The organism is Rhodoferax sp., from assembly GCF_039922535.1.
Lineage (GTDB): Bacteria > Pseudomonadota > Gammaproteobacteria > Burkholderiales > Burkholderiaceae_C > Rhodoferax_B.
On record NZ_JBDTEM010000225.1, the window covers coordinates 1 to 16,364 of the forward strand.

The window sequence follows — 16,364 nt, forward strand, 5'->3', positions numbered from 1 at the left end:
TCACTGCCCTGCTGTGCTCCGGCGCTGCGCAGGCCGCCGACCCCGCCGCATCGGCCGGTGCCCAGGCCCGCTACAAGCAAGACATGGCGCTGTGCAACAGTGGCAAGTCCAACCAGAATGCCGCCACCTGCAAGATTGAAGCCGAACGCGCCCTGGCCGAGGCCCGCCGGGGTGGCCTGACGGCGGCCGCACCGTCGGAGTACCAACAAAACGCCTTGCGCCGCTGTGCCGTGTTCCAGGGCGATGACCGCAAAGACTGCGAAGCCCGCATGCAAAAACCCGAGGGCGTGGAAGGTAGCGCGCAAAGCGGCGGCGTTTTGCGCGAAAGCGTGACCATCGTTCCCGCGCCTGCCCCATAAAAAAACCCGCCGAAGCGGGTTTTTGAGAGACCGTGGCGTAAGCCATCAGCCCATGTGCAAACCACCGTTGACCGAGAAGTCCGCGCCAGTAGCGTAGCCACCTTCTTCGGATGCCAACCAGGCGATGATGGAGGCGATTTCGCTTGGCTTGCCCAGGCGCTTGACAGGCACGGTGGCGACGATCTTGGCCAGCACGTCTTCGCGGATGGCGTTGACCATGTCGGTGCCGATGTAGCCAGGGCTGACGGTGTTGACCGTCACGCCCTTGGTGGCCAGTTCTTGCGCCAGCGCCATCGAGAAACCGTGCATACCGGCCTTGGCAGCCGAGTAGTTTGTCTGGCCCGCTTGGCCTTTTTCGCCGTTCACGCTACTGATGTTGATGATGCGGCCCCAGCCCTTTTCCACCATGTCGGCCACCACTTGCTTGGTGACATTGAACATGCTGTTCAGGTTGGTTTCGATCACCGAATCCCAGTCTTCGCGCGACATCTTCAAGAACATGCGGTCCTTGGTGATACCGGCGTTGTTCACCAGTACGTCGATGGTGCCGTGTTCGGCCTTGGTCTTGGTGAAGGCTTCCACGGTGGAATCCCACGCGCCCACATTGCCCGCCGACGCGTAAAAGGTAAAGCCCAGAGCCGCTTGCTCGGCAATCCACTTGACGTGGTCACGGGTGGGGCCGCAGCCGGCGATGACCTTGAAGCCATCGGCATGCAGACGCTGGCAGATGGCGGTCCCGATGCCACCCATGCCGCCGGTCACGTACGCTACTTTTTGAACCATATTTATCTCCTGTTTGTTTTAAAAATGCTTAACGCTCGATGGTCAATGCAACACCCATGCCACCGCCGATGCACAGCGAGGCAATGCCCTTCTTGGCATCGCGGCGCTGCATTTCGTGCAGCAGCGTGACCAAGATGCGGCAGCCGGACGCACCGATGGGGTGGCCGATGGCAATCGCGCCACCGTTGACGTTGACCTTGCTGGTGTCCCAGCCCATTTCGTTGTTTACGGCGCAGGCCTGGGCGGCGAAGGCTTCGTTGATTTCCAGCAAGTCCAGGTCTTGCGCCTTCCAGCCCGCGCGGGCCAGGGCTTTGGTGGATGCAGGGACCGGGCCCATGCCCATGATGGCGGGGTCCAGGCCGGTGGTGGCAAAGCTGGCGATGCGGCCCAGCGGGGTCAGGCCCAGGGCGGCGGCTTTCTTGGCGGTCATCACCATCACGGCGGCAGCGCCGTCGTTCAGGCCGGAGGCATTGCCGGCGGTCACGCCACCGGCTTTGTCGAACGCAGGGCGCAGACCGGCCAGGGCTTCGGCCGTGGTTTTCTTGTTGATGAACTCGTCGGCCGAGAAGACGATCGGGTCGCCTTTGCGCTGGGCAATGCTGAACGGGGCGATTTCGGCCACAAAACGACCGGCTTCCTGCGCCGCAGCGGCTTTTTGCTGGCTGGCCAGGGCCAACGCGTCTTGCATGTCGCGGGTGATGCCGTACTTCTTGGCCACGTTTTCGGCGGTGATGCCCATGTGGTACTGGTTGTACACGTCCCACAGACCGTCCACGATCATGGTGTCGGTCATCTTCCAGTCGCCCATGCGCTGGCCGTCGCGGCTGCCCAGCAGCACGTGGGGCGAGGCGCTCATGTTTTCCTGGCCACCGGCGATCACGATTTCGCTGTCGCCATAGGCCACGGCCTGGGCCGCCAGCATCACGGCTTTCAGGCCGGAACCGCACACGGCGTTGATGGTCAGGCCAGGTGTGCCTTGCTGCAAGCCACTTTTCAGCACCGACTGGCGGGCCGGGTTCTGGCCCGCACCAGCGGCCAGCACCTGGCCCATGATGACTTCACCGATCTGATCCGCGCTCAAGCCACTGCGGGCCAGCACTTCTTTGATGACGTGGGCACCGAGTTCGGTGGCCGGGGTTTTGGCAAGGCTGCCGCCGAATTTACCGACGGCGGTACGGGCTGCTGCAACGATGACGATGTCTTCCATTTTTTGCTCCTGGGTCTAGTTGGTAATTGGTAATGGGGTCGGGAAAAATAATCTGGGCCGTCCCGCACTGTGTACGGAACGGTTAATTAGCGGTTCAGTGTAGAACCAAGTACCCTGGGTTTTGTATACGGACTTCTACTGTGCGCGGGCTTTTACGTAGCGGCCCGGCGCGGGTTCAATCACCTTGTAATCGGCGTTGCCGTACTGGGTCGGCGCGGCAACTTGCTTGCCCGCATGGCTCTTGAGCCAGGCCGACCAGTCGGTCCACCAGCTACCGGCGTGCTCCTGGGCACCGGCGATCCAGTCCTCGGCCTTGGCCGGGAAACTGGTGGCATCGCTGATCCAGTGGCTACGCTTCTTTTTGGCCGGGGGGTTGATGACTCCGGCGATGTGGCCCGAGGCCCCCATCACAAAGCGCTTTTGGCCCGGCAGGTGCTGGGTGGACGCGTAGGCACCGCCAATCGGCACGATGTGGTCTTCGCGCGAGCCGTAGATGTAGGCGGGAATATCGATCTTGCGCAGGTCGATCTTTTCGCCGCAGACAGTGGCTTTGCCGGGTTGCACCAGTTTGTTTTCCAGGTAGGTATTGCGCAAATACCACGCATAAAACGGGCCGGGCAGGTTGGTGGAGTCGCTGTTCCAGTACAACAGGTCAAACGGCGGCGGGGTTTCGCCCTTGAGGTAGTTGCCCACCACGTAGTTCCACACCAAGTCGTTAGGGCGCAAAAAGCTGAAGGTGCTGGACAAATCGCCGCCAGGCAGCAGGCCGCCTTTGCCCATCTGCTTTTCGCGGAAAGCCACCATGGCCTCGTCCACAAAGATATCGATGATGCCGGTGTCGGTAAAGTCCAGCAGCGTGGTCAGCAGGGTCAGGCTGGCCACCGGCTTTTCGCCGCGCGCGGCCAGCACGGCCACGGCCGTGCTCAAGATCGTGCCGCCTACACAGAAACCCAAGGCATTGATGGTCTTAGCGCCCGTGATCTCTTGGGTTACAGCTATTGCTTTAATAGCAGCGTCTTCAATGTAGTTGTCCCAGGTCTTGTCGCCCATGGACTTGTCCGGGTTGCGCCAGCTGACCACAAAAGTGCGGTTGCCCTGCTCCACCGCGTAGCGGATCAGCGAGTTTTCGGGCTGCAGGTCGAGGATGTAGTACTTGTTGATGCACGGCGGCACCAGCAAAAACGGCTTGGCGTAGACCTTGGCCGTCAGCGGCTTGTATTCGATGAGCTGGAACAGTTCGTTCTCGAACACCACCGCGCCTTCGGTGGTGGCCACATTGCGGCCCACCTCGAACAGGCTCTCGTCGGTCATGGACACATGGCCCTGCTGCATGTCGTGCATCAGGTTTTTCAGGCCCTTGGCCAGGCTTTCGCCCTGGGTGTCGATCAGCTTCTTTTGCGCCTCGGCGTTCATTGCCAGGTAATTGCTGGGCGCAGACGCGGCCATCCACTGCTCGACCGCAAACTGGATGCGGGAGCGGGTTTTGTCGTCGGCCTCTACCGCGTCGGCCAGGCCCATCAGGGTGCGGCTGGTCAGCAGGTACGAGGCGGCGTTGTACGCGGTGAGGGGGTTTTCCGTCCAGGCCTTGGCCGAAAAGCGCTTGTCTTTGGCGATAACGGCGGCATCCATGCTCTGGTTCCACAGCGCGGCGGATTCTTCCAGGTACTGTTTTTGCAAAGCTTGCAGCTTGGTGGCCGAAAAAGTGACCTGGGGTGCGGTGGCCATGCCACCCACCGGCACGCCCAAATCCAGCCCCTGGATGGGCTTGATGGCATCGGCCCAAGCCCGTGTCCAACCGTCGCCCAAGGTCTGCTGGAATTGCTGGGCGGTCTTGGCCCAGTCTGGATCAGAATGCATAGTGAATCCTCACAAAGCGGTATTTTTTCAGACCTGTGCAGGGCACGGGTCGTTTTAGGTTGTAGACGGTACCCGACCAAAAGGGCTAAAACCCTGCGGGTACTGCGTAGACCACTCTGTTTTTGAAACAATTTGTATATCCATACACACCCCCAGGCTGCAGCGCAAGCGCTTTTCGCCAACCCCCTTGCAGGGGGCAACACCAGCAGTCTGGCAAAGCCAGCTCTGCGGTGTTTCTGGAAAGCGCTCGTTCTGACTGGCGGTGGGGGATGAACAACCAACAATTTATATGTACATAGTCCCTATTGGCTGGCTTTATGTGGCCCTCATGATGGCTGTCGCCGAGGCGACCAATAGTAACGGCACTGTACTGGGGGGCATCTTCACGTTTCTACTGTACGGCCTGGGCCCGGTGTCGTTGGTGGTGTACCTGATGGGTGCGCCGGGGCGGCGCAAAGCCATCAAGAAACGCGAAGCGGCCGAACAGGCCCGGGCCACATCCCTAGTCGTGCAGCCAAATACAGGCAGCCATGCGCCCGCAGACCCCGCTGCGCCGGTACGAGAAGAACCGTGAGGGGTTGCTGACGGTGCACCAGTCCAGGCTGCCATCGTTGCCGTAAATGCCCTGCACACCCAACGCCCGCAAACGCAGCCGCGCCAGGCCGGGCAGATGGGCCAGCCATTTGTCCGGGCCGTGGCGCACAAACATTGCAGCGGCGGCGGGGTCTTGGGCAATGAAGGCGGCGGGCACTTCCGGTCCCACCTCGAAGGCAGTCGGCCCAATGCACGGCCCCAGCCACGCTATTACTTCTGTAGCTTCTTGCGCAGGCTCCACCTGCGCCAGAGCCTTTATTTCTTTAAAAATGGATTCCAGTACGCCCTGCCCGTCCGTCCCCAGCAGGCCGCGCCAGCCCGCGTGCGCGGCGGCCACCACGGTGCCGCGCGTGTCGGTGAACAGCACCGGCAGGCAGTCGGCCACCATGGCCGTGCAGGCCAGGCCGGGCTGGGTGGTGAGGCTGGCATCGGCCACCAGCGTCTGCGGTGTCGGCCCGGTCAGGTGCGCCACCCCGCGGCCATGTACTTGTTGCAAGAACACCGGCTGGGCAGCGATGGCCGTAGCCAGGCGGTTGCGGTTGGCCTGCACATCGGCCAGCGCATCGCCCACGTGGTCACCCAGATTCAGAGCGTCATACGGTACGGCCGATACGCCACCGGCGCGGGTGGTGAACACGGCGCGCACCTGGGCCGGAGCAGGCCAGTCGGGCACGAGCCAATCGGTCATGCAAACAGTATCAAAACGGTGATGAGGACGCAGCCCCAACCTCCAGCGTGTCCACCGCAAACTGCCCCCGCTCGAACACCAGTCCTTTGCCAGGGCGGCTGCCGCTGTGGTTGATCTGGCCTATCAGGATGTCGTGATCACCCGCAGTCACGGCTTGCTGCAGCGTGCAGTCAAACCAGGCCAGCGCGTCCACCAGTTGCAGGCGCTGGCTATCCAGCCGCACAAACTGGCCTTCCATAAAGCGCTCGGCCTGGGTGCCACGGGCAAAGGCCTGGGCCAGTTCTTTGTGCTCGATGCCCAGCACACTCACCGTGTAGCCGCCACCGCGCACAAACGCCTCGTGGCTGGCGCTACTGTGGCGGATGTTCCACAGCACCAGGGCCGGGTCCAGCGACACCGCGTTGAACGAGCTGCAGGTCATGCCCCAGTCCTGCCCGCTCCAGTGCGTAGTAACCAACGTCACGCCAGTGGCAAAGCAGCCAAACGCATCGCGCAGTTCACGGCTCATGGGGACGGTGTCCTGTGGATGGCGAAGCCCAGCGGCCTCAGGAAGTGGAATTGCATCAAATGAGTTTACCCAGAAGCGATGACCTAGCAAGCCGCAGGCCCAAACCGACTAAAGTATGCCTACGCCATCTATCCGAGCCAACACCCAGCCACCATGCACCTTGTTCCCCACGTCGTCATTTGTGAAGGCTGTGATGCCGTGTACCCCAAGACCCCGCTGGCCAGCGGCGAGACGGCGCGCTGCACGCGCTGTGGCACGGAGCTGGAACGCTACATGGGTGACACCCACAAGCGCATCCTGCCGCTGGTGGTGGCAGGGCTGCTGATGTTTGCGGTGGCCAATCTATTCCCTATCGTGTCGATTGCGATAGGCGGCAAGCACAGCACCACCACCCTGGTCGGGGCGGTGATGGCATTGACCGAAGAAGGCATGGGCGAGGTGGCGATGCTGGTGCTGGCCACGACGCTGCTGTTTCCGCTGCTGCAATTGTTGATCTTGCTGTACCTGCTGATTCCTCTGACACGCCAGCGCCGCCCACCGGGCTTTACCCAGCTGGTGAAGGCACTGCAGTCGCTGCAGCCTTGGGGCATGGTGGAGGTGTTTTTGCTGGGCATTCTGGTGGCCATCGTCAAACTAACCAGTTCGGCCGAGGTCATTGCCGGCCCGGCACTGGGCGCGTTTGTGGCGCTGACGGTGCTGCTGACGGCGATTTTGTCGTTCCAGCCGCGCAACTTCTGGCAACTGGCGTTTGCCGAGCCGGAAAGCCGCGCATGAGCCCGGTCACCCCGGTCACCGCCGCCTCCCTGGGCCTGCTGGGCTGCCACCACTGTGGTGCCGTCTGGCAAGACGCGCCCGACGGCGCGGCCTGCGAACATTGCGGCACACCCCTGCACCGCCGCAAACCCCACAGCCTGACCCGCACCTGGGCGCTGCTGGCGGCGGCCTTCATCATGTACCTGCCAGCCAATTTGCTGCCGGTGATGGTGACCAGCAACCTGCTGGAAACCAAGACCGACACGATTCTGAGCGGGGTGATTTATTTTTGGGTCACTGGCGCCTGGGGTCTGGCGACGATTGTGTTTGTAGCCAGCTTCTTGGTGCCCTTGTTCAAGCTGGGCGCGCTGACCACCATGGTCTGGATGGCCCAGCGGCGCAGCAGCCGCCACCGGCTAGACCGGTCGCGGCTGTACCGCATCGTCGAGGTGATTGGCCGCTGGTCGATGCTGGACGTGTTTGTGGTGTCGCTGCTGGCCGGGCTGGTGCGCATCCAGGGGTTTGCCGAAGTTACCGCAGGGATCGGCATTGCCGCTTTTGGCTCGGTGGTGGTGCTGACCATGCTGGCCTCGCTGAGCTTTGATCCGCGCCTGAGCTGGGACGGCCCGCAACCCCTGCCTTCTTCCGATCCTCCTCCCCTCCCCACGCACAATGGACAGCATGAGCCCACCCCCACCGCCTGAACCCCACACGCCTTCCACGCCCGCCGACCTGCCCGCGCCCACCATCACCCGTGCGCGCAGCTGGTTGCCGTCTCTGATCTGGCTGATCCCCATCGTGGCGGCGCTGGTGGGCATCACCCTGGTGGTCAAAACCGTGCTGGGCCGGGGGCCGACCATCGACATCAGCTTTCGTACCGCCGAGGGGCTGGAAGCGGGTAAAACCAAGGTCAAGTACAAAGAAGTGGACATCGGCACCGTGGGCAGCATCACCCTGGCCGAGGACCGCACCCATGTGGTGGTGTCGGTACGGCTGCAAAAAGAGGCCAAGAGTTTCACCGCCGACGACACCCGCTTCTGGGTCATCCGCCCGCGCCTGGAAGCCGCCGGCATCAGCGGCCTGGGCACCTTGCTGTCGGGCGCGTACATCCGTGCCGATGCAGGCACATCCGAGGAAACCAGCAGCCAATTCGTCGGGCTGGAAGTGGCCCCCATCGTTACCCGCGACACCACCGGGCGGCAGTTTGTGCTGCACGCCAGCAACGTGGGCTCGCTCGACATCGGCTCGCCCGTCTACTACCGCCGCATCCAGGTGGGCCAGGTGGCGGCCTACGCGCTGGACAAGGACGGCAAGGGCGTAACCCTGAACGTCTTCATCAACACGCCTTACGAAAAATTTGTCGGTACCAACACCCGGTTCTGGCACGCCAGCGGCATCGATGTAGAGGCCAATGCCAGCGGCTTCAAGTTGCGCACCCAGTCGCTAACCTCGGTGGTGGTGGGCGGCATTGCCCTGGCCGCCCCCGACGACACCCCCGGTGCCGAAGCTGCCGAAAACGCCAGCTTCACTCTGGCAGACGACGAAACCACCGCCATGAAAGCCCCCGACGGTCCGGCCGACACGCTGCTGCTGTACTTCAACCAGTCACTGCGCGGCCTGACCCCCGGTGCCAGCGTGGACTTCCGCGGGGTGGTGATCGGCGCGGTCAAATCCATCGGGGTCGAATTTGACAAAGCCGGGCGCGACTTCCGCATGCCTGTGCTGATCGAGGTCTACCCCGACCGCCTGCGCCGTGCTTCCAGCAACGGCCCGGCCTCTGAACCCATTGCCGCCCAGCGCAAGCGCGTCCGGTTTCTGATCAGCAAAGGCCTGCGTGCCCAGCTGCGCACCGGCAACTTGCTCACCGGCCAGGTGTACGTGGCGCTGGACTTCTTCCCCAAGGCGCCCGCCGTCAACCGGGTGGAAGGAAAGGCCGACGAACCCATTGAGCTGCCTACCCTGCCCAATGGCCTGGACGAGCTGCAAACCCAGGTGTCTGAGATCGTCGCCAAGATCAACAAAGTGCCGTTTGAGCAAATCAGCACCGATCTGCGCACCACCCTGGCCACCTTGAACGGCACCCTGGCCAGCACCGAGCAGTTGGTGAAAAAGCTCAACACCGACACCGCCCCCGAGATCACCGCGGCCATCCAAGAGCTGCGCACCACCCTGGCCACCGCCAACGCCACGCTGGGCTCGGCGGGCCGCACCCTGTCCGACGACGCGCCCCTGCAACAAGACCTGCGCCAGACCCTGCGCGAGGTCAACCGTGCCGCCGCCTCCATCAAGGTGCTGACCGACTACCTGGAGCAGCACCCCGAGTCGTTGCTGCGCGGCAAATCCGAGGAGAAGAAATGAAGTTGACCTATCCGATCACCGCCCTGGCCGCTTTAGCCATCCTGGCCGTCCTGGCGGGCTGTGCCGCCACGCCCGCCGTGCGCTACTACAGCCTGGCCCCGGCCGTACAAGCCGCACCGGCCAGCACGCTGCAGGTCGAAATTCCCCCTATCGCCCTGCCCGAACGCCTGGTGCGCCCACAGCTGGTGGTGCGCAGCGCCAGCGCGCCGGTGGAGATTCTGGACCTGCACCGCTGGGCCGCGCCGTTCGACAGCGAGCTGCACGACGCACTGGCCAGTACCATCACCCAGCAGCTGGGTGCCATCGACGTGACCACCGGTGGCCGTCTGGCCAGCCAGCCGGTCTACCGCATCGCCGTGCAGCTGCGCCAGTGGGATGCCGCCGTGGACAGCCAAGTGCAAGCCAGTTTCAGCTGGACCATCCGCCGCCTGGACAGCAACGGCGTGGCCAGCCGCAACCTGGCTTGCCAATGGAGCCAGGCCGAGCCGGTGGGCTCCGGCATTGCCGCCCTGGCCCAAGGAGCACAGCGGCTGACCAGCCGCGCAGCGCAGAGCATGGCGGCATCGGTCAAGGCCCTGGATGCAGATCCTGCCGCCACCTGCCCAGGTTAGCGAACGCTATCTTTTAAATAGCTACCTGCGCAGGTATTGCATGCACTATCGGCCAATTTCTTCATAAGAAAACTACACCGCACCATCGGGAAGCGAGCCCGCCAGGGCGAGCGTCAGGTGCTTTAAAAATGCCTGGGCCGCCTGCGGCAGGCTGTGCCCCACGGCGGTTTGTACCTCCACATTGCGCAAATCCAAACTGCGGTCGCGGATGCGCACGCTCGCCAACTCCTGGCGGGCCACTTGGTAGCGGACCGATATCTCCGCCGAGATCGTGACGCTGTCGGGGTGGTGCCGCAAAATGCCCTCCAGGCTGCTGAAATAGCTGCTGGTCACCACCGGCTCCACGCGCAAACCCTGCAGACTGCAAGCCAAGTCAAACAGCTGGCGCACCGTGGTGTTGGGCTCTGGCAGCACCAAGGGATAGGCCAGCATCTGCGAAAGACTGATGCTTTTGAACTGCGCCAGCGGGTGGTCAAAACGCATGGCCGCCCGCACCGGTGAAGCTTGCCGGTGTTCCACCCGGATGCCGCTTTCTGTCTGGCGGCTCATGGTGATGCCAATGTCTGCATCGCCCATCAGGATGCGACGGGTGCACTCACCCGGCGGATGCACACCCAGATGGAACTGGATGCCCGGGTGCTGCAGCAGAAATTCGCTGATCACCTTGGGGACGAATTCCACGGCAACGCCCTCGATGCTCACCAGCCGGACGCGCCCGCGCTGCATGCCCTGCAAAGCCTGTATGTCATGGACCACACGCTCAGAGTCATGGGCCAGCTTAATCGCATGCACGGCCAGCACCTCGCCCGCAGCGCTGGGCACCATGCCGCGCGGATGGCGGTCAAACAAAGGGATGCCAAACAATTCCTCCAGATGGGTGATCTGGCGGCTGATGGCCGAACCCGCCACGCTCAGGCGCTGCGAGGCCTCGGCAATCGAGCCTGTGCGCACGACCTCCAGGAAATAACGCAGCGCCGTTTCTTGCAGTTGCTTGGCGATCAGAGGGGGGTGGTTCATGCGCGTTTGTCCATTGCCGTTTTGGCAACGCAATCATACGCATTCTGTAAGGATTGGAATGCACCATCGGTCTGCTTCTTGCACAAGAATGTGCCTACCCACCCACGCCACCAAGAAAGACTTTGAAATGAAGCAGTTAATCTCCACCATGGTGCACCACACATGCCTGGCCCTCGCCATTGGTGCTGGCAGCACGGCTGCCTATGCAGGCAAAGCCAATGACACACTGGTTTACGCATCCGACAACGAGGTGGAAAACGTAAGCCCGTACCACAACAATATGCGCGAGGGTGTGGTCTTGGCCAATATGGCGTGGGACACGCTGATCTACCGCGACCCCGCCACCGGCGAGTTCAAACCCCAGCTGGCCACGTCGTGGAAATGGGAGTCGCCCACCGCGATTTTGCTCACGCTGCGCCAGGGCGTGACGTTCCATAACGGCGACAAATTCAGCGCCGACGATGTGGCCTACACCTTCAATGTGGTGACTGCACCAGAAGCCAAAATCGCCACCCGCCAAAACACCGGCTGGATCAAGAGCGTAGACAAGCTGGGCGACTACCAGGTGCGCATCAACCTGAAGGCGCCATTCCCCGCTGCACTGGACTACCTGGCAGGCCCCACACCGATTTACCCCGCTGCTTACATGAAGAAGGTGGGCCTGGAAGGCTATAGCAAAGCGCCCATTGGCACCGGCCCGTACAAAATTTCCGCAGTCATACCCGGCCAGGGCGTGACCATGGTGAAGAACCCCGCCTACTTCAAGGAAAGCCCGGTCGGCCAGCCCAAGATTGGCACGATCAAATTTGTGGTGATACGCGACCCCGAAGCACGGGCAGCGCAGCTGATGACCGGCGCTGTGGACTGGATCTGGCGCGTGCCGTCCGACCAGGCCGAGTCGCTCAAGTCCATGCCCAACACAACGGTGCTGAGCGGCGAAACCATGCGCGTTGGGTTTTTGACCATGAATGCCAACGGCACCACGCCCGAGGCCCTGCCATTCAAAGATGTGCGTGTGCGCCAGGCGGTCAACATGGCCGTCAACCGCAAAGGCCTGGCCGACAGCCTGGTGCGTGGTGGTAGCCAACCTGTATTTGCGCCCTGCTTCCGTACCCAGTTTGGCTGCGATACCGAAAAGGTGGTGAAGTACCCCTACGACCCGGCCAAAGCCAAGACCTTGCTGGCCGAAGCAGGCTACCCCAACGGATTCGATACCGATCTGTGGGCCTACCGCGAGCGTGAATATGCGGAGTCCATGGTTGGCGACCTGCGCAAGATCGGCATCCGTGCCCGCCTGCACTTTGTGCAATACCCGGTGCTGCGCACCGAGGTGTATTCGGGCCGCGCGCCGCTGACATTCCAGTCCTGGGGCTCGTTCTCCATCAATGACGCGTCGGCCTTTGTCGGCAACTACTTTGAAGGTGGCCCGGACGACACCAGCAAAGACCCGCAAGTCATTGCCCTGCTGCAAACCGCCGACGCCTCCATGGACAAGGTCGAGCGCAAGAAAAAATATGCGCAAGCCCTGCAGCGCATCAGCGAGCAGGCCTATATGGCACCCATGTTCTCCTACTCGACCAACTATGTGTTCACGCAGGACCTGAAGTTCACCGCCCAGGTGGACGAGCTGCCCCGCTTCGCCCAGGCCAGCTGGAAGTAAGCAGTACGCAGGCCAGCCTTCACCAGGGCTGGCCTGGCCTTGTGCCTCCGTTCCCACTTAGAGGGCATACCCATGCTGCACTATATTTTTCGCCGCCTGCTGGTGGCCTTGAGCGTCATGTTGACGGTCGCGGTCGTCAGCTTCATGCTGCTCCATCTGTCAGGCGACTTGGCGACTGCCATCGCCGGGCCGGAGGCCAACTCTGCGGCCATTGAGGAAGTCCGCATCCAGTACGGGCTGAACCGCCCCATCACCCTGCAGTTTATGGACTGGTTGTGGTCGGCGGCGCACCTGGATTTCGGGCGCTCATTTTTCTTCCAGAACACCGTGATGGAACTCATTGGCGAGCGCCTGCCCATCACCCTGAAGCTGGGCGGCATCGCCTTGCTGCTGGCCGTGTCTGTGGCCATACCGTTGGGCGTGCTGGCCGCCGTGTACCGCGACACCTGGATCGACCGGCTGGCGCTGATGGTGGCGGTGGTGGGCCAGGCCATGCCCAACTTCTGGTTTGCGCTAACGCTGATTCTGGTGTTTGCCGTGGGCCTGCACTGGCTGCCCGTCGCTGGCAACACCACCTGGCAACACTTTGTGCTACCCGCCGTTGCGCTGGGCTACTACGCCATGCCGTCGCTGATGCGCCTGACGCGTGCCGGCATGCTGGACGTGCTGGGCGCGGACTACATCCGCACCGCACGCGCCAAGGGCCTGAGCCCGGCCCGCGTGATCTTCAAACACGCGCTACGCAACGCCATCATCCCGGTGGTGGCCCTGGCAGCGGTTGAGCTGGGCTTCATGCTGGGTGGCTCGGTGGTCATCGAGTCGGTGTACTCCATGCAAGGCCTGGGACAACTGGCCTGGGACTCCATTTCGCGCAACGACTACCCCGTGGTCCAGGCGGTGGTGCTGATCATTGCCGTGTTCTATATCGGCCTGACGTTTCTGGCCGACGTGTTTAACGCCGCACTCGACCCCCGCATGCGCACACGCTAGGACACACCATGGCTTCTTTATCCATTGCAACTTCTCCTACGCTGGCCTTGCCACCGGTTCCCGCCTGGCGGCGCAGCCTGCTACGCATACTCGGCCACCGGGGCCTGACGCTGGGCAGCATTCTGCTCGGCGTGGCGGTGATTGCCGCCGTATTTGCACCCTGGCTCAGCCCGCACGACCCCTACGCCCAAGACCTCAGCCAGCGATTAATCCCGCCGTTCTGGAACGCCAAGGGCAGCTGGGAGCATGTGCTCGGCACCGACAAGCTGGGCCGCGACTACCTCAGCCGCCTGCTGTTCGGTGCGCGGGTATCGCTCACCATCGGCGCGGTCACCGCCTTGGTGTCCGGGCTGATCGGCACCACCATGGGCGTGCTGGCGGGTTACTTTGGTGGCCGTGTGGACGCCGTGGTGAGCTACATCATCACCACCCGCCTGGCCATGCCGGTGGTGCTGGTGGCGCTGGCCACTGCGTCGCTGGTGGGTGGCTCGCTGCAGGTGGTGATCGTGCTGCTGGGGCTGCTGCTGTGGGACCGCTTTGCCATCGTCACCCGCTCTGCCACGCAGCAGCTGCGCGATGCCGAATTCATCGCCGCCGCCAAGTCCCTGGGTGCATCCACACCCTACATCTTGCTGCGCGAGCTGCTGCCCAATCTGATGGGGCCGCTCACCGTAGTGGCCACGCTGGAGATGGCGCATGCGATTTTGCTGGAGTCCACCCTGTCGTTTCTGGGCCTGGGCGTACAGCCCCCGACGCCTTCCTGGGGCCTGATGGTGGCCGAGGGCAAGGCCTATATGTTCTTCCAGCCCTGGGTGATTCTGGTGCCTGGCGTGGTGCTGGCACTGCTGGTGCTGGCCATCAACCTGGTGGGCGACGGCCTGCGTGACCTCACCGCGCCCGATGGCCGCAACTGAAGAGAGCCAGCATGGAAACTTTATTAGACGTTAAAAACCTGCGCGTAGACCTGCCCACGCCCAACGGCATGCTGCATGCCGTGCGTGGCATCGACCTGCAGGTACAGCGCGGTGAAATGCTGTGCCTGGTGGGCGAGTCCGGCTGCGGCAAGTCCATGACATCGCTGGCGCTGATGGGCCTGCTGCCCCGCAAGGCCATTCGCAGCGCCGACCACATCCGCTTTGACGGCATCGACCTGCAAACCCTGCCCGAGCGCAAGGTGGCCGCATTACGTGGTGCGCGCATGTCCATGGTCTTCCAGGAGCCGATGACTGCGCTCAACCCCTCTTACACGCTGGGCGACCAGCTGTGCGAGGCTCTGCGAGCGCACCGCAAGGTCAGCATGGCCCAGGCCCGCGAGCGCGCGGTCTACCTGCTGGAGCGCGCTGGTGTGCCGCAGGCAGCAGACCGCTTGCGGCAGTACCCGCACCAGCTGTCGGGCGGTCTGCGCCAACGCGTGGTGATTGCCATGGCCCTGATGTGCGAGCCCGACCTGATCATTGCGGACGAACCCACTACCGCGCTGGACGTAACCATCCAGGCGCAAATCCTGCGCCTGATACGCGAGCTGCAAAAAGAATTTGGCACGGCCGTGGTGTTCATCACCCACGACCTGGGCGTGGTGGCGCGCATTGCCGACCGCGTCGCCGTGATGTACGCCGGTGAAGTGGTAGAGACCGCGCCCGTGGCCGAGATGTTTGCCCGCCCCAGCCACCCCTACACCCGTGGCCTGCTGAACTGCATCCCCGTGCGCGGCAAAACCCTGCCCGGCAGCCACCTGCAAGCCATTCCTGGCGTGGTACCCAGCCTGGTGGGCGAGGTGCAAGGCTGTGCCTTTGCCAACCGCTGCCCGCAGGTGCAAGCGGCCTGCAGCAGCAGCGTGCCCTATGTTGCGCTCTCCGGCCAACACGCCGTGCGCTGTGTAGCGCTTGCTTCTAACCCTATCCTGGCGGAGGCCGCATGATGCGCAAAACACCCGCACCGCCTGTGGCTGGCAGCGAAGACATTGCGCTGGAGCTATGCGCACTGAACCGCGTGTTCAAACTCAAGCGCGGCCTGTTCAGCAAGCCGGGCGAAATCAAGGCCGTCAACAACGTCTCGCTGCGCATCCGCAAGGGTGAAACGCTGGGCTTGGTAGGCGAGTCCGGCTGCGGCAAAAGCACCCTGGCCAAGATGCTACTGGGCCTGATGGAGCCCAGCTCGGGCAATGTGCTGATCAACGGCCGCGAAATCGACCCCAGCCAGCGCCGCGCCCTGGCCCGCCATATCCAGCCTATCTTCCAAGACCCGTATTCATCGCTGAACCCGCGCCGCACGGTGGCCGACATCGTGCGCGTGCCCCTGGCCTTGCACCAGGTGGGCACGGCACAGGAGCAACAACGCAAGGTGCGCGACATGCTGGACCTGGTGGGCATGCCCGAGCGCACGCACAAGCAGTACCCCAACCAGCTCTCCGGCGGCCAGCGCCAGCGGGTGGCGATTGCGCGGGCGCTGGTGCTGCGCCCCGACATATTGGTGTGCGACGAACCCACCTCGGCGCTGGACGTATCGGTGCAGGCGCAAATTTTGAACCTGCTGCTGGACCTGAAGGCCGAGTTTGGCTTGACCTACTTCTTCATCAGCCACGACCTGGGCGTGGTGGAGCACCTGGTAGACCGCGTGGCCGTGATGCACAAAGGCGCCATCGTGGAGCTGGGCAGCCGCGAGCAGATCTTCAGCCAGCCCGAACACCCCTACACCCGCATGCTGCTGGCATCAGCACTGACGCCGGAGCCCGGCCTGGGCATCCCGGACATCGCCCGCGAAGCCATCGCATAAGAACGTCTTGTCCTTACTTCCACAGAAAGATTTCCCATGAGTCGCACCCAAGCCTTGGCGCAAACGCTCGCCTACTTTGACGACGGCCGCTTCCAGCAAACGCTGGACCGCCGCGTTGCCTACAAGACCGAAAGCCAGGACGCCGCCAGTGGCCCCATCCTGCACGCCTATCTGCGTGAAGAGATCACCCCCCAGCTGGAAAGCATG

At 63.1% G+C, this 16,364-nt stretch carries 17 protein-coding genes; 11 read left to right on the forward strand and 6 right to left on the reverse strand.

What is annotated here, in order from left to right; all coding sequences use genetic code 11:
* On the forward strand, positions 1-359 hold a 359-nt coding region (locus tag ABI213_RS10780; protein WP_348027022.1), incomplete at its 5' end, for a hypothetical protein.
* A 45-nt stretch (positions 360-404) separates the two neighbouring features.
* Here the strand turns inward: ABI213_RS10780 and phbB are convergent.
* The 3 genes from phbB to phaC form a co-directional block, all read right to left on the reverse strand.
* Positions 405-1,142 (reverse strand): acetoacetyl-CoA reductase, encoded by a 738-nt coding sequence (gene phbB, locus ABI213_RS10785; protein ID WP_348005909.1) that lies wholly within the window; start codon positions 1,140-1,142, stop codon positions 405-407.
* A 28-nt stretch (positions 1,143-1,170) separates the two neighbouring features.
* A complete protein-coding gene (locus ABI213_RS10790) occupies positions 1,171-2,349 on the reverse strand; it encodes an acetyl-CoA C-acetyltransferase (RefSeq protein WP_348005908.1) in 1,179 nt (392 codons plus the stop codon).
* Positions 2,350-2,484: 135 nt separating this feature from the next.
* A complete protein-coding gene (gene phaC, locus ABI213_RS10795; protein WP_348005907.1) occupies positions 2,485-4,206 on the reverse strand; it encodes a class I poly(R)-hydroxyalkanoic acid synthase in 1,722 nt (573 codons plus the stop codon).
* Between the two features lie 289 nt (positions 4,207-4,495).
* Between phaC and ABI213_RS10800 the strand changes: the two genes are divergently transcribed.
* Positions 4,496-4,780, forward strand: a complete 285-nt coding sequence (locus tag ABI213_RS10800) for a hypothetical protein (RefSeq protein ID WP_348005906.1) — start codon at positions 4,496-4,498, stop codon at positions 4,778-4,780.
* Here the strand turns inward: ABI213_RS10800 and pgeF are convergent.
* Both pgeF and ABI213_RS10810 read right to left on the reverse strand, forming a co-directional pair.
* Positions 4,709-5,488 (reverse strand): peptidoglycan editing factor PgeF, encoded by a 780-nt coding sequence (gene pgeF / locus ABI213_RS10805; RefSeq protein ID WP_348005905.1) that lies wholly within the window; start codon positions 5,486-5,488, stop codon positions 4,709-4,711. The genes ABI213_RS10800 and pgeF overlap by 72 nt on opposite strands.
* Positions 5,489-5,498: 10 nt before the next feature.
* Positions 5,499-5,996, reverse strand: a complete 498-nt coding sequence (locus ABI213_RS10810; RefSeq protein WP_348005904.1) for a flavin reductase family protein — start codon at positions 5,994-5,996, stop codon at positions 5,499-5,501.
* Positions 5,997-6,149: 153 nt separating this feature from the next.
* On the opposite strand from ABI213_RS10810, the gene ABI213_RS10815 reads away from it, so the two are divergent.
* The 4 genes from ABI213_RS10815 to ABI213_RS10830 are packed head-to-tail and all read left to right on the forward strand — an operon-like array spanning position 6,150 to position 9,718.
* On the forward strand, positions 6,150-6,770 hold the full coding sequence (locus ABI213_RS10815) for a paraquat-inducible protein A (RefSeq protein WP_348005903.1): 621 nt from the start codon (positions 6,150-6,152) through the stop codon (positions 6,768-6,770).
* A complete protein-coding gene (locus ABI213_RS10820) occupies positions 6,767-7,453 on the forward strand; it encodes a paraquat-inducible protein A (protein ID WP_348005902.1) in 687 nt (228 codons plus the stop codon). The genes ABI213_RS10815 and ABI213_RS10820 overlap by 4 nt, the downstream gene beginning before the upstream one ends.
* On the forward strand, positions 7,431-9,107 hold the full coding sequence (locus tag ABI213_RS10825) for an MlaD family protein (protein WP_348005901.1): 1,677 nt from the start codon (positions 7,431-7,433) through the stop codon (positions 9,105-9,107). The genes ABI213_RS10820 and ABI213_RS10825 overlap by 23 nt, the downstream gene beginning before the upstream one ends.
* The gene (locus tag ABI213_RS10830; protein ID WP_348027024.1) at positions 9,104-9,718 is read left to right on the forward strand and encodes a PqiC family protein; all 615 of its coding nucleotides are present in this window, start codon (positions 9,104-9,106) and stop codon (positions 9,716-9,718) included. The genes ABI213_RS10825 and ABI213_RS10830 overlap by 4 nt, the downstream gene beginning before the upstream one ends.
* Positions 9,719-9,790: 72 nt before the next feature.
* Here the strand turns inward: ABI213_RS10830 and ABI213_RS10835 are convergent, their stop codons facing one another.
* A complete protein-coding gene (locus ABI213_RS10835) occupies positions 9,791-10,735 on the reverse strand; it encodes a LysR family transcriptional regulator (protein WP_348006848.1) in 945 nt (314 codons plus the stop codon).
* 148 nt (positions 10,736-10,883) lie between these two features.
* Here ABI213_RS10835 and ABI213_RS10840 point away from each other — a divergent pair, with 148 nt between their 5' ends.
* The 5 genes from ABI213_RS10840 (at position 10,884) to ABI213_RS10860 (ending at position 16,157) form a co-directional block, all read left to right on the forward strand.
* On the forward strand, positions 10,884-12,395 hold the full coding sequence (locus ABI213_RS10840; protein ID WP_348006850.1) for an ABC transporter substrate-binding protein: 1,512 nt from the start codon (positions 10,884-10,886) through the stop codon (positions 12,393-12,395).
* Between the two features lie 72 nt (positions 12,396-12,467).
* Entirely contained in the window at positions 12,468-13,385 is a 918-nt protein-coding gene (locus ABI213_RS10845) for an ABC transporter permease (RefSeq protein ID WP_348006847.1), read from the forward strand.
* Between the two features lie 8 nt (positions 13,386-13,393).
* Positions 13,394-14,299: an ABC transporter permease gene (locus tag ABI213_RS10850; protein WP_348006846.1), complete on the forward strand. Its 906-nt coding sequence runs from the start codon at positions 13,394-13,396 to the stop codon at positions 14,297-14,299.
* Between the two features lie 11 nt (positions 14,300-14,310).
* Entirely contained in the window at positions 14,311-15,303 is a 993-nt protein-coding gene (locus ABI213_RS10855; protein WP_348027026.1) for an ABC transporter ATP-binding protein, read from the forward strand.
* Entirely contained in the window at positions 15,300-16,157 is an 858-nt protein-coding gene (locus ABI213_RS10860) for an ATP-binding cassette domain-containing protein (protein WP_348027028.1), read from the forward strand. The genes ABI213_RS10855 and ABI213_RS10860 overlap by 4 nt, the downstream gene beginning before the upstream one ends.
* The last annotated feature ends 207 nt before the right edge of the window (positions 16,158-16,364 follow it).